15 protein-coding genes, 1 other RNA gene and 1 riboswitch are annotated in these 11,911 nt (G+C 35.8%); of the genes, 9 read left to right on the top strand and 7 right to left on the bottom strand.

What is annotated here, in order from left to right:
- Positions 1–126: 126 nt before the first annotated feature.
- Complete coding sequence (locus tag H7K77_RS08155; protein ID WP_186577301.1) at positions 127–495, bottom strand: hypothetical protein; 369 nt, start codon at positions 493–495, stop codon at positions 127–129.
- A 212-nt stretch (positions 496–707) separates the two neighbouring features.
- On the opposite strand from H7K77_RS08155, the gene H7K77_RS08150 reads away from it, so the two are divergent.
- The 3 genes from H7K77_RS08150 to ssrS all read left to right on the top strand — a co-directional run bounded on the left by H7K77_RS08150 (position 708) and on the right by ssrS (position 1,613).
- Positions 708–857, top strand: a complete 150-nt coding sequence (locus H7K77_RS08150; RefSeq protein ID WP_186577710.1) for a hypothetical protein — start codon at positions 708–710, stop codon at positions 855–857.
- Entirely contained in the window at positions 854–1,330 is a 477-nt protein-coding gene (locus H7K77_RS08145) for a VanZ family protein (protein ID WP_186577299.1), read from the top strand. Before H7K77_RS08150 ends, H7K77_RS08145 begins: the two co-directional genes overlap by 4 nt.
- Positions 1,331–1,425: 95 nt before the next feature.
- A non-coding RNA gene (gene ssrS, locus H7K77_RS08140) (6S RNA) lies at positions 1,426–1,613 on the top strand.
- A gap of 100 nt (positions 1,614–1,713) precedes the next feature.
- Here the strand turns inward: ssrS and H7K77_RS08135 are convergent.
- Positions 1,714–2,160: a YaiI/YqxD family protein gene (locus tag H7K77_RS08135; protein WP_186577297.1), complete on the bottom strand. Its 447-nt coding sequence runs from the start codon at positions 2,158–2,160 to the stop codon at positions 1,714–1,716.
- A gap of 131 nt (positions 2,161–2,291) precedes the next feature.
- Here H7K77_RS08135 and H7K77_RS08130 point away from each other — a divergent pair, with 131 nt between their 5' ends.
- From H7K77_RS08130 to H7K77_RS08120, 3 genes are all read left to right on the top strand, one after another.
- Positions 2,292–3,152 carry a CvfB family protein gene (locus tag H7K77_RS08130; protein WP_186577295.1) on the top strand — a complete coding sequence of 287 codons (861 nt, stop codon included), beginning with the start codon at positions 2,292–2,294 and terminating at the stop codon, positions 3,150–3,152.
- A gap of 94 nt (positions 3,153–3,246) precedes the next feature.
- Positions 3,247–4,389, top strand: coding sequence for a M20 family metallopeptidase (locus H7K77_RS08125; RefSeq protein WP_186577293.1), 1,143 nt, complete (start codon positions 3,247–3,249; stop codon positions 4,387–4,389).
- A 101-nt stretch (positions 4,390–4,490) separates the two neighbouring features.
- Positions 4,491–4,742 (top strand): sporulation protein, encoded by a 252-nt coding sequence (locus tag H7K77_RS08120; RefSeq protein ID WP_186577291.1) that lies wholly within the window; start codon positions 4,491–4,493, stop codon positions 4,740–4,742.
- A gap of 158 nt (positions 4,743–4,900) precedes the next feature.
- Here the strand turns inward: H7K77_RS08120 and dapA are convergent, their stop codons facing one another.
- The 3 genes from dapA to H7K77_RS08105 form a co-directional block, all read right to left on the bottom strand.
- Positions 4,901–5,788 carry a 4-hydroxy-tetrahydrodipicolinate synthase gene (dapA, locus tag H7K77_RS08115; RefSeq protein ID WP_186577289.1) on the bottom strand — a complete coding sequence of 296 codons (888 nt, stop codon included), beginning with the start codon at positions 5,786–5,788 and terminating at the stop codon, positions 4,901–4,903.
- Between the two features lie 219 nt (positions 5,789–6,007).
- Positions 6,008–6,193, bottom strand: a riboswitch (Lysine riboswitch).
- Between the two features lie 132 nt (positions 6,194–6,325).
- On the bottom strand, positions 6,326–7,141 hold the full coding sequence (locus tag H7K77_RS08110; protein ID WP_186577281.1) for an ATP-grasp domain-containing protein: 816 nt from the start codon (positions 7,139–7,141) through the stop codon (positions 6,326–6,328).
- A gap of 95 nt (positions 7,142–7,236) precedes the next feature.
- Positions 7,237–8,187: a DNA polymerase beta superfamily protein gene (locus tag H7K77_RS08105; protein ID WP_186577279.1), complete on the bottom strand. Its 951-nt coding sequence runs from the start codon at positions 8,185–8,187 to the stop codon at positions 7,237–7,239.
- A gap of 90 nt (positions 8,188–8,277) precedes the next feature.
- Here H7K77_RS08105 and H7K77_RS08100 point away from each other — a divergent pair, with 90 nt between their 5' ends.
- Complete coding sequence (locus H7K77_RS08100; RefSeq protein ID WP_186577277.1) at positions 8,278–9,087, top strand: Fpg/Nei family DNA glycosylase; 810 nt, start codon at positions 8,278–8,280, stop codon at positions 9,085–9,087.
- A gap of 14 nt (positions 9,088–9,101) precedes the next feature.
- Positions 9,102–9,935, top strand: a complete 834-nt coding sequence (locus H7K77_RS08095; protein WP_186577275.1) for a deoxyribonuclease IV — start codon at positions 9,102–9,104, stop codon at positions 9,933–9,935.
- Between the two features lie 30 nt (positions 9,936–9,965).
- Here H7K77_RS08095 and H7K77_RS08090 read toward each other — a convergent pair whose 3' ends face one another.
- Positions 9,966–10,217, bottom strand: a complete 252-nt coding sequence (locus H7K77_RS08090) for a DNA alkylation repair protein (RefSeq protein ID WP_186577273.1) — start codon at positions 10,215–10,217, stop codon at positions 9,966–9,968.
- 159 nt (positions 10,218–10,376) lie between these two features.
- On the opposite strand from H7K77_RS08090, the gene H7K77_RS08085 reads away from it, so the two are divergent.
- Positions 10,377–11,030, top strand: a complete 654-nt coding sequence (locus H7K77_RS08085) for a DUF4396 domain-containing protein (RefSeq protein ID WP_186577271.1) — start codon at positions 10,377–10,379, stop codon at positions 11,028–11,030.
- Positions 11,031–11,445: 415 nt separating this feature from the next.
- Here H7K77_RS08085 and H7K77_RS08080 read toward each other — a convergent pair whose 3' ends face one another.
- Positions 11,446–11,865 carry a VOC family protein gene (locus H7K77_RS08080; protein ID WP_186577269.1) on the bottom strand — a complete coding sequence of 140 codons (420 nt, stop codon included), beginning with the start codon at positions 11,863–11,865 and terminating at the stop codon, positions 11,446–11,448.
- Between the last annotated feature and the right edge of the window lie 46 nt (positions 11,866–11,911).

The following is an 11,911-nucleotide window of genomic DNA, read 5'->3' as shown; positions in this document are numbered from 1 at the left end:
CAGGTGTTCTTTTTCTAGTAAATTTCTAATGCGCATGGATATTCAGTTTCTGTTATGCAGTTATTACTAATAAAGGAACATCCCGTTTATACAAAATACGGGATGTTCCTTTATTTAAACTATCTATTAAAATAAGTCGTTATCATATCCAGGATAACCGTATCCGCCAAAGCCTGCTCCATATCCGGGACCAAAGCCGCCGAATCCTGCTCCAAAACCTGGTCCACCAAAGCCAGGTCCGAATCCTGCTCCAGGATAACCCCCGAATCCAGCACCATATCCAGGGCCAAAGCCTGCTCCATAACCAGGTCCGAATCCACCGAATCCTGGACCGTATCCGCCATATCCAGGTCCATTATCAAGTAATTCTCCTCCAAGATAACCTAGACCTAGACCTAATAATCCAGCTCCAACAGGTCCAAAGCCTCCTGCATATCTGTAATCATTAGCACCTCTCATTTGTGGGTGCATTGCGTATTGTTGATGTTGATACATACTGATTCTCCTTCCTCCCCTTTAGGGATTCTATCTAATGGGTTATGCGTTAGTAGCATATGTATTAGGCAGAATAATTGAAAGGGACAGATACCCAGATTCATACGTTTTTCGTAATTCTTGACAATAAATTAGGATAAGATAACATATTAGGATAGATAAAAGGATTCATTTTTCAATTTTTTAAATAATTAATAAAGTAGGTGAACAAATTGGCTAAAGTTAAGATGCTAGTCCAAACAACGTATAATGGCCAGCTTTTAAGAGAAGGGAAAGAATATGACGTTGCGGATGAGACAGCTAAGCGTTGGGATATTAGTAGAATTGCTAAAATAATGAAAAGTAAAGACAACAATAAATGATTGGTAAGTTGAGAAGTACAAACTATGTTTTCTCAGGAAAGATAAAGCTCTTCGCTGCAATCAGTTTCTCTCTTTACTTACTAGTACTCTTTTATTTATTGTTTTTTTCTGCATACAGAAGAGGAGTAAAAGGGAGCATAGATTACAACATTATTCCATTCCAGTCGATTTATCAATACGTTAGTGGGTTTGAGAAATTTGGGTTACATTTATTAACCGATAATTTCTTTGGTAATATGTTGGCTTTTGTTCCACTAGGTCTTTTATTGCCCATATTATTTAGTAGAATGAGATCTTCGAGAATTGTAACCATCTTCAGTTCTCTACTATCTGTTTCCGTAGAAACTGCACAACTAATCGCTAGGGTGGGGGCTTTTGATGTCGATGATATTTTATTAAATACTGTAGGTGGCATAATTGGGTATATGATCTTCCGTGTTTTATTAAAGAGTTTTATTAAACTTGATAATTAATATTCGCTAAGTTTACAGTTTAAAGTTATAGTTAAATTGAATAACTATCCAAAAAAAAACATTGAATTATGGAACACAATACGATATTATAATGATACAAGCTACGATGTTCGTAATACTAATTAAGTTTTAACCTTTAAGCTGGAATAGGGAGTTTTACATTGAAACAATAATGTCAGGCCTCCAACATGTGTGGAAGACAGGAAGGTTTCTGCGAACACCCACTTTGAGGAGTGGTGGTTTAAAACTTTCTTAAAAGATTTACGGCAATTGTGGCTGTTAACTTTAAATGAAATATACCAGTTCCATATTGGGACTGGTATTTTTATTTTCGTACATAATAAAGTTATGGTAGATCTCAAATAAGATAGTATCTAAAGAAATTAAATTGTTCTAGATAATAAATTACTAAATAGACTTCTGAATTTGTGACGGTCTGTATCCGTAAAAGGTTTTGGCCCTTTTGTCTTTGCTCCACTTCTTCTAGCTTTTGCATGTGCATGCCGAGTGTTTAGAAGCTCATCGATGTTCTCCATCGAGTATTGGAAACCTTTATGATGCAGGACAATACATCCTTTTCCTAAAGCAAGTGATGCAAGACCGTAATCCTGTGTGACAATAAGGTCATCAGAGGTTGCTAATAGCATAATACGGTAATCCACAGAATCAGCTCCAGTGTCTACATAGATTGATTCGACACCGACTGGGTCTTTATCATGCGAAAAATGAGCAAAACTTTTAACAAGCACAACGGGAAGGCTATATTTACTTGCTTCCTCGATAATTATCTCTTTTACAGGACATGCGTCCGCATCTACATAAACCTTCATTAATATATCCTCTCCTAACCGTAACAACCATGATTCTGGATATGATGTGATATTAAATGTAACCTTGTATAATGTCAAGAGAGAGAAGAGAAGACTATACTTTAAGACCAATAAGAAAGAGGCTGAATGAAATGAAAAATTTAAAGGTAGGCACCATTCAAAATTTAAAAATAGCAAGAAAAATTGATACTGGTTACGTGTTAACAGATGGGGAAGAAGAAGTTCTGTTACATACAAATGAAATAAAAGGCGATTTAAACGAAGATCAAACTGTTGAAGTATTCCTTTATCATGATAAAAAAGGGCAAGTGGTTGCAACGATGAGTATTCCCGATGTTCAATTTGATATTTTCGATTGGGGCGAAGTTGTAGAGGTTGTAAAGGGGTTAGGTGTCTTTGTCGATATTGGAACTAGTAAAGAGGTTTTAGTTTCCAATGATCACCTACCATTGATTGAAAGAGTTTGGCCAGAGGTTGGGGACGAGTTGTATGTCACGTTAGATAAGGATAAAAGGGGACGCCTCATTGCAAAACCAGTTACGGAGGGTGATTTCGAAGGACAATGGGACACAGCGCCAGCTTCCTTATTAAATCAAGAAATTAATGGACGGGTTTTTCGAACAAGTAAAGAGGGAGCTGTTATCTTAACTGAGGAAGGTTACCGCGGCTTTATCCATCATACGGAAAGAAAACGAGATCCTAGATTAGGGGAATGGGTAAATGGAAGAGTAATTGATGTGAAAGAAGATGGCAGTCTAAATGTTTCGTTACTACCATTAAAGCAACATTCCATGATGGACGACTCTGATATGATTTTACAATACCTTAGTGATCACAACGGTGTTATGGGGTTCGGCGATAAGAGTGATCCAGAGGACATTAAAGGTACATTTAACATAAGTAAGGCAGCATTTAAGAGGGCGTTAGGTAAATTAATGAAAGACAGGAAAATTGAACAAAAAGATGGGAAAACGTATCTCACAACCAACTAAACGAATGCATATCTATTCACTATAGATAATATTTAAAAATTATAGTATTATTTTCTTACTATATAACGTTATGTGAAAGACAGGGGAAGAAAGAATGAAGGAGTTTTTAGAGAGTCACAAAAAAAATATGCTTCATTTACTTGAGCTATTGGTTAACATTGATAGCGGAACTTATCATAAGCAAGGTGTTGATAGGATTGGCGAAATCTTAACGTCAGAATATCAGCAAATGGGATTTGAGGTTAAAGTTTATCAAGAAGAAGAATTTGGAAATCATTTGGTCATTAAGCACGCGAACTGTAATAGACCTTCGATTATTATTGCTGCTCACATGGATACCGTTTTTCCAAAAGGAACTGTAGATGAAAGACCATTTCATGTCGAAGGGAATAAGGCTTTCGGACCCGGAGTGATCGATATGAAGGCTAGTCTTGTTTCTGTATTATATGCGATGAAAACGTTAATGAATAGTGGAAACGAAGGTTTTCAAAATGTTGAAATAGTAATTAATAGCGATGAGGAAGTCGGCTCCTTAACTTCTCGTTCCTTAATAGAAAAGCATGCCAGGAACAAAAAATATGCGCTAGTCATGGAACCTGCTAGAAAAAATGGATCGATCGTATCTGCAAGGCGTGGAAAAGGAAACTATGTGCTAGAAGTGACTGGAAGAGCAGCTCATTCAGGAATTGAACCAGAAAAAGGTAGAAGTGCAATTGAAGAATTAGCACATAAGGTTATTCAACTACACGAGTTATCTGATCCAGACCAAGGTATTAATGTTAATGTAGGTGTAATAGAAGGTGGTTCTTCCGTTAATACAGTCTCTGATCATGCAAGTGCTCAAATAGACATTCGTTTTTCTGAAATGGAACAAGCAGAACCATTAACTGAGAGATTAGAACAAATTTGTGCATCAACAGATGTGTCTGGTACAAAAGTATCGATACACGGTGAAATAAATAGACCACCGATGGAAAAGAATGAGAAAACAAGGAAACTTCTTAGAATAATAAGAGAAGTTGGAAACAATGTTGATGTAACAATCGATGATACCGCTACAGGTGGAGGATCTGATGCATCTTTTACTGCAGCTATTGGTGTTGCGACTATAGATGGACTTGGACCGATCGGTGGTAACGCCCATAGCACAAAAGAGTATTTAGAGATTGATTCACTCGTACCTAGAACATTATTATTAGCGGCTCTTATCCAACGATTAACAGAAGGTAAAAGGTAAACCCCTTAAATAAGGGGTTTTTTTACGCATATTTTTAGTCAGTTATATATATCCTAAATCTAGTGACGAGATTGAACTACAACTAGAGAGGTGACAAAATAATGGATCAAAATTTGGCGTATTTAAGAGAAGTGCTGTCAAACTATGCGGAAGAAAGCGAAGCAGTTCGAGATATAACAAGTATTCTTGAGCAAAAACAATATGCTTCAGAAAGACAATTTGTAGATGACCTAGGGCAAGAACACATACAATTGCTTACGCAGTTACTTGACAAAGAAATGAATCATGCTAATGAATCAGGAGATTTTGAACGTGGATATCAACTAAATGGTGTTTATGAACAATTATATTAGTTAATAAGAGCAAGAGGTCTAGGTCTAAGGTTGCGACTGAAGGCGATGGAACTGATTACACATAAGCCCCCTATCTCTAAAATGGGAGATTCCAACAATCATCATGAACAAATAAAGGCCCAATTTAATAATTATTGGGCCTTAACTATTTCTTTTTCTTATCCAACGTTATAATTTCGTAAAAAATGAATAGAATGCTCAAGAACTTGCTTTTCCTCTTTATTTAAAGGGACTAATGGTAATCTCACAGAACCAACATCCCAACCAACCAATCCTAAAGCCTCTTTAACAGCTGTTGGATTCGGTGCCATAAATAGAGCTTTCATAATGGGAAGAATTGCTTGATGGATAGATGCTGATCTCCTAGGATCTCCTGACATAAAGCTACGTACCATCTCTTGCATATCATTACCAATTATATGAGAGGAAACAGAAATAACTCCGTGTCCACCTACGGATAGAATTGGCAAAGTTAAACTATCATCACCACTATATAGGGTGAAAGAATCTGCCGTTTCGTTAATAATTTTTGTAACAGCGTCTAAATCGCCACTTGCTTCTTTAATGGAGACGATATTATCTATTTTTGAAAGTTCGATTACCGTTTCTGGTTCTAAATTAACTACACTTCTTCCTGGAATATTATAAAGCATAACAGGGAGAGTGGTAGCTGCAGCAATTACTTTAAAATGCTGGTACATTCCCTCTTGGGAAGGTTTATTGTAATATGGTGTAACTAACATTACTCCATCCACACCAATTGTCTCAGCTTGCTTTGTTAGCTCAATAGATGCTTGAGTGTTATTTGAGCCAGTTCCTGCAATTACTGGGACACGATTCTTCACCGTTTTTACGACAAACTTTAGTAAAGCTAGTGTTTCCTCTTTTGATAAAGTTGGAGACTCACCAGTAGTACCAGCTACCACTAAGGCATCTGTGCCATTGGCGAGCAAGTGATTAATTAATCTTTCTGTCTTTCCATAATCAATATTTCCATTTTGGTCAAATGGAGTCACCATCGCTGTTAATACACGACCAAAATCCATTTTCATCACCTCTATTCATAGATTAAAAACAAACGTTCTAACAACCAATAACAGTATGAATAGAGGGTATCTCATCACTAGGAACGGATGAAGGTAAGAAAAACATATTTGTATTGCGTAAGCATTCGTTTTTTCCTCCAACACCATAAATCTTAATAGTACAAAAAAAGCAACAACGAAGGGCATCGTTGTTGCATCACTATTATTTTCCGTTATGATGCGTGAGATAGCCCTCCATATAGCGTATAGGTAGCTATATGACAGCTCTGTATTTATTCAATACAGAACCAGCGAAGCAGAATGATGAGCTTCTGCCCGCTTCGGCAAATTCCCCTTTCAGTAGTCTTCAATGGGCTCATTCTCCTCAAACTACTTACTTATGGTCTTTGCACCTCTATCCTCACTTCAATTAATTTATTGAAGTAAAGCATTATTCTTTTGTTAGATACCACTATATCAAACATTAATTGCCCTTGCAATGAAATAAAGGAATTTGCCTGAAAATTTCTACTGAAGATTACATGTTCTATTAATTTATTAAGAAATTCCTTTTAATGGAGTGAGTGGTGCTGTTGGGTATGGACGGTGAATCGTTTTCAACAGGTATTCGTATATCTTATTTTCGATTGATATACCTTGTTCTCTAATTCCTTGATTCCCAAACAAAACGTTAAATTCAAGAATGTATGCTTTTCCATTCGAATATAAAATATCAAATCCAGCATGGTTAATATTTAGTTGTTTAGCAACTTGTAAAACCAAGTCACAGGAATCTTGTGGTATGAAATCAAAGCACAATTCTCCTCCTTGAGCTACATTATGAAGAAATGCACCTTCAGCCCCAGTTCTCCAATAACTAGCCACAATTTCTTCTCCAACAATGCAAATTCTTAGATCCTTATCTTCATTCGGAAGGTATTCTTGTACATAAAGTGTGTCTGTTTTTTCACAGTAGTCATCAAAGTCTTCTTTATTTTTAATTAAATAAACGCCTTTACCCATAGAATTCCTAGCTTCTTTACCAACAAACGGAAAGGGAAAGGTGTCTAGAATATTGGCTTGATTTGTGCGTGTGTTGGCAAGAATTTCAGTGTAGGGAACATGTTCTGGACAAACGGTCCATAAGGCTCGAGTCATTTCTATTTTGCTATATCCTAATTGTATTGTTTCAATACTTGGAAAAATAGGTTTCTTAACACCATAGGCTAAAAACGTAGTTTGCCAGTTCTCAGGAAATAGCAATACGTCTGCACCTTTTAATGTATCTATTTCACGGAAACTTTGCTCTGGTTTAATGTATTTCACACCTGGGATCCCGATCGTACGGAACGGGTTAAATGTAACCATATTCATTTTGCTTTCGCCTCTCCATAATAAGTCTTATAAACTAGATTATTATAGGCTTGAAGAGGGGAACAGTCAATGGTTTTTTGTACCTTATCTATTCTCTAAAAATATTTATTAGTTCCCAACCCGTAATATCGACTCATTAAGTAAAAATATAGGTCATTAATTTTCTTATAGTCAGTTTGTTCAGGTAGAGAGGAAGACTCCTTTGCTTTTTCCAATTTGTCTAACAGATTATCGGTAAGGTTAAAAATGTCTTCCCATGTCATGTCGCCATTTCTAACATTTCGTAACAACAATTGGTTCTGTTCATGATAAACAGTTAGTGTACCTGCTTCTAATACTTCTATTCCAGTGAGAAGTAAACGAACTAAATGCATGGCATGCTTGAATAACCTTTGAGGATCTGTCTCTTTCTTTTTATGATGGCTATCCTTTTTTAAAAGGGATGTTAGATCATTGGTTAACTGATTAATGTCAGCTAAAGGGATGGAACTCGGAATCGATAGTTCAACAAAATTATCTTTATCGTTTCGCTTTATGATTACATTTTGCGTATTTATTGGTCCATACTTATCGTTCATATTATTCTGAAACTGTTTCAAGGAATCATTTATGCTACATAAGTTTAACTTTTGTTGGTGTTGCAAATTAGTTTTTATTCGCTTTAGTTGGTCTTTAGCATAACCTCCAAACGTATAATAGCAGGTTTGTGAGAGAAACAAATGTCTATGATCCCTTAGTGTTTGACCTATAGATGTTTGTTTTTTAATAAATTTGTCATCCACAAACAAGGTTTCTAACAGAGTAGGGTTTTGTGCTTTGAGAAGGTTCATTGCTTTTTTTAAAGAGTGATATTCTATATCTGGTTTATGTAATGTTTCTGTTTCCCATTCATGTCCCAATGTTAAGGTGAACGGAGCAGGAAGGATAACAAACGCTTTCTCATCAATGTCACTGTCTTTATTAGCAAGACCATACGCGGTGGATCCAGTTATAACCTGATAGATGGTATGTTCTTTAAGTAATTGGTGGAAATCATCTTTTTTCAAAGGAAAACTCCTTTCAAATTTCATCGTTTTATTCTATTCTCATTTTTCACTTCATTTAGGCAATAATACAGGAATCGGAGGGATTTTGACATGCCAGAACTTCCAGAGATGGAAAACTATAGAACGTTACTAACAGACAAAATTAAAGATAAAGCAATTAAAAGGATAGAAGTAAACCGTGCCAAATCAGTTAATCTAAGCGTAAATGAATTTATAAATCGAACGAAAATGCAATCGATTATCGCAATAGAACGGAGAGCAAAACACTTAGTTTTTCATTTACAAAGTGGGGATGTCCTTTTATTACATTTAATGTTAGGTGGGTGGATGTTTTATGGAAATGAGGAAGATAAACCAGATCGTACCATCCAAGTACAACTTTCATTTGGGGAGGAAAGTTTATATTTTATTGGACTGCGGTTAGGGTATCTCCATCTCCTTACTAAACAACAAGTAGTAGAAAAATTATCTGATCTTGGTCCAGAGCCATTAGATATTAACTTTTCAACAGATCAATTTCTTGAGATAGTTAAAAATAAACGAGGAAAACTGAAAACAACTTTAGTTGATCAACATTTTTTAGCGGGGATTGGCAACCGTTATTCGGATGAAATCTGTTGGTCAGCGCAGCTGTTACCCACGCATAATATAAACGAGTTATCCGAGCAAGAATTAATTACTCTTTACCAATCCATTAGAGCTACACTTCAACAAGCGATAAGTGGTGGTGGTTACATGGATGAACGTCTATATAAGGATGATACGAAAACAGGTAGCTATTTAACATCCTTCCATGTATATAACAGAGAGGGTGATAACTGTAGTAGGTGTGGGAACAAAATTATCAAGGAAGAAGTTTCTTCAAGAAAGACATATTTTTGTACAGGATGCCAAAAATAACAAAGGTGGGTACTATGAAATTTGTATGCCATGTCAGCATTAAAAATGGTTATTTAGGTGCTGCAAAACTTGCCAAAAAATACAACTGTCAAGCATTTCAATATTTTCCTAAAAACCCTAGAAGTTTAACTGTAAAGGATTATGACAAAGCAGATGCCGCACTTTGCAAAAAATATTGTAAAGAGAACGGCATGATCTCTATTTCGCATTCACCATATCCGACAAATCTTACACCAACCTTTGATAAGAAACAAAATGTGGTGGATTCACTTTTGAATGATTTAGATATTTCAGAAGCCTGTGGGTCAATTGGCGTTGTCGTTCATTTTGGGAAAGACAAGGACGATGACAATCCGCTTAATAGTTATAAGTTGATGATCGAGACATTGAATCAAACCCTTGAAGCGTGGTCTGGTAATTGTAAGGTTTTAATAGAGAATAATGTCGGAATTCCAGGTGTTATGGGCACAACAATAGAAGAAGTTACACAGGTTAGGAAGTTGGTAGATTATCCTGATAAAATAGGGTTCTGTTTTGACACCTGTCACGCGTTTGCAAGTGGAATCTGGACCGGAGATAACTGGGACGACTTTGCAGACAAAGCGAATGAACTGGAATACTTTGATCATCTGGTTGCGATACATTTTAATAATTCCAAATATGAAGTGGGATCAGGAAAAGACCGTCATGCTAATATCTTTTATAATGGTAAAATTAAGGAGGATCAATGGAATAAGTTGCTCTCATCACCTTTTATTAAAGAGATACCCTTTATTTTGGAAACGCCAGATGATCTTGGCATAACCCAACAAGACGAAATCAAACAATTACAAGAAAAATGGCAATAATAATAAAAATAGCAGGGCAATAGAGCCCTACTATTTTTTATTATTTAATTCAGCTTGCTTAATGAATCTTATTTCATCTTCTACTAACCCGCAAGCACCACATTGAACGCGGTGACTAGGTCCATTATAAGCAGTATGGAAGGGGTCTAAGTTATCGTTTGTGTATTGCTCTGTAACTTCTCCTGATTGTGGGTGAAGCTTTACAGGAGTAACGACTTGTTCAATTACATTAAATCTAGAGCGATTTGTTTTGCAATTTGGACATAAGTATGGATTTGTCATATTATACACCTCCATTTTTATTATCCCAAATTGTTAGAAATTTATGTGAGAAATATATAAAGTTCACGAGTTGTCAATAATCATATTATGTAAACAAGTAATGATTAATGAGTAGAGAGATAGGGAAAAGATACCTATACACTTTTTAGGAGGGATAATTTGTTAACTATTGTTTCATGGTTAACGTTAGGGATAGGTATCTTATCTTCCATAGTGATTGCTTTGGATGTGAGAAAACATCCGCAAATGATGAAAGTAATGAACGTAGTCTGGCCGATAAATGGTTGGTTTCTTGGCCCAATAGCGATTTGGACATATTTTAGATGGGGAAGGTTAAAGGCAAAAGATAACACCAAGCAATCTAATCTTGGCTTAAAAGAAAAAGTATTTGTTTCAACGAGTCACTGCTCTTCTGGCTGTTCGATGGGGGATGCAATTGGTGTTCCGATCATTGCTTTAACAGGTTGGACAGTTTTTCAATCAACATTACTTGCCCATTATGTATTAGAATTTGTTTTGGCTTTTATCTTTGGAATTGTATTCCAGCTGTTAGCTCTTTATCCGATGAACAAAGAAAAAGGGATTAAACATTCTTTAAAAGCTTCACTTAAGGCTGATTCATTGTCTTTAATAGCATTTGAAATAGGGATGTTTGGTTGGATGGCCATCGTGCATCTTACTTTTAATAATCCCCCTATACCTAGTGAACCTACTTACTGGCTGATGATGCAAATTGCTATGATTTTAGGCTTTATAACTAGTTACCCTGCGAATATGATACTAGTAAAAAAAGGGATTAAAAGTACAATGTAAAACAGGTCCCAATAGAGGGACCTGTTTTATATAGGATGGAGTAATTTAAAACACCATTATTAACTTACCTACACTTCTAATTATGGGATAAATTTAACTGGGTCTAAATGAAAATGAAAAAAAGCTTGACTTTGCCAAGCTTTTTTAATTATACATGCTTACGACTTAGTGTTAGTTTAATGCTATTTTATCTCTTTATTTAGTAAGTTGTTATGTTCCCGTTTTACTTCCCAATAATAAACTTGAGGGAGTCCTAATGTAGTCCAATATTCATGCGCTAGGGAAGTACCAACAAAAAATATTAGCTGCCAATCTAAGTATTTCAGAAAACATCCCCCTCTCCTATATGGTTACAGTATATTTTGTAATAACTTGTCTAAGTACCGCATATTACAAATAGTTGTAACGACAGGAATTAAAGATTAGGGTAATCACAAAATTCTATAATGGTTCCCTCTGTATCAGCAGGGTTCAGATAGATCAATCTTCTTCCATGCTTATTCGTTCTTAAGGTTTCAGGCATAGTACGAATTCCTATTTCTTCTAAATCTTTTAATGCTATATCGAGATCACCAACACAGTATGCGATGTGATGGACACCTTTTCCTTTTTGCTTTATAAAGCGAGCAATAGGTGAAGTTGTATTATTTGTTGGAGCTAATAATTCTGTTCTCTGCCCATTCACCTCCATTATAGCTATTTCACTTTCTACTCCTTTTGCATCACTCCTGTATCGATCTATTAATTGAGCACCTAATATATTTTGGTAGAAATGAATCATATCTTCTAACTGACGAACAGCTATGCCTATGTGATCTAATGCGTAATTTTTCATTTAGCTCTCCTTTTCCTCCTTTTACTTTCCAAGGTATAGTGTAGCA

The sequence above is a fragment of the Aquibacillus kalidii genome, assembly GCF_014280935.1.
GTDB lineage: Bacteria > Bacillota > Bacilli > Bacillales > Amphibacillaceae > Aquibacillus_D > Aquibacillus_D kalidii.
This window is presented reverse-complemented; position numbering and strand designations above follow the sequence as displayed.

What these genes read in the sequence shown, in the direction of transcription:
- H7K77_RS08145 (WP_186577299.1), top strand. Translation starts at nt 854, where the DNA reads ATGATTGGTAAGTTGAGAAGTACAAACTATGTTTTCTCAGGAAAGATA.
- H7K77_RS08120 (WP_186577291.1), top strand. Translation starts at nt 4,491, where the DNA reads ATGGATCAAAATTTGGCGTATTTAAGAGAAGTGCTGTCAAACTATGCG.
- H7K77_RS08130 (WP_186577295.1), top strand. Translation starts at nt 2,292, where the DNA reads ATGAAAAATTTAAAGGTAGGCACCATTCAAAATTTAAAAATAGCAAGA.
- H7K77_RS08110 (WP_186577281.1), bottom strand. Translation starts at nt 7,141, where the DNA reads ATGAATATGGTTACATTTAACCCGTTCCGTACGATCGGGATCCCAGGT.
- H7K77_RS08125 (WP_186577293.1), top strand. Translation starts at nt 3,247, where the DNA reads ATGAAGGAGTTTTTAGAGAGTCACAAAAAAAATATGCTTCATTTACTT.
- H7K77_RS08095 (WP_186577275.1), top strand. Translation starts at nt 9,102, where the DNA reads ATGAAATTTGTATGCCATGTCAGCATTAAAAATGGTTATTTAGGTGCT.
- dapA (WP_186577289.1), bottom strand. Translation starts at nt 5,788, where the DNA reads ATGGATTTTGGTCGTGTATTAACAGCGATGGTGACTCCATTTGACCAA.
- H7K77_RS08080 (WP_186577269.1), bottom strand. Translation starts at nt 11,865, where the DNA reads ATGAAAAATTACGCATTAGATCACATAGGCATAGCTGTTCGTCAGTTA.
- H7K77_RS08090 (WP_186577273.1), bottom strand. Translation starts at nt 10,217, where the DNA reads ATGACAAATCCATACTTATGTCCAAATTGCAAAACAAATCGCTCTAGA.
- H7K77_RS08135 (WP_186577297.1), bottom strand. Translation starts at nt 2,160, where the DNA reads ATGAAGGTTTATGTAGATGCGGACGCATGTCCTGTAAAAGAGATAATT.
- H7K77_RS08100 (WP_186577277.1), top strand. Translation starts at nt 8,278, where the DNA reads ATGCCAGAACTTCCAGAGATGGAAAACTATAGAACGTTACTAACAGAC.
- H7K77_RS08155 (WP_186577301.1), bottom strand. Translation starts at nt 495, where the DNA reads ATGTATCAACATCAACAATACGCAATGCACCCACAAATGAGAGGTGCT.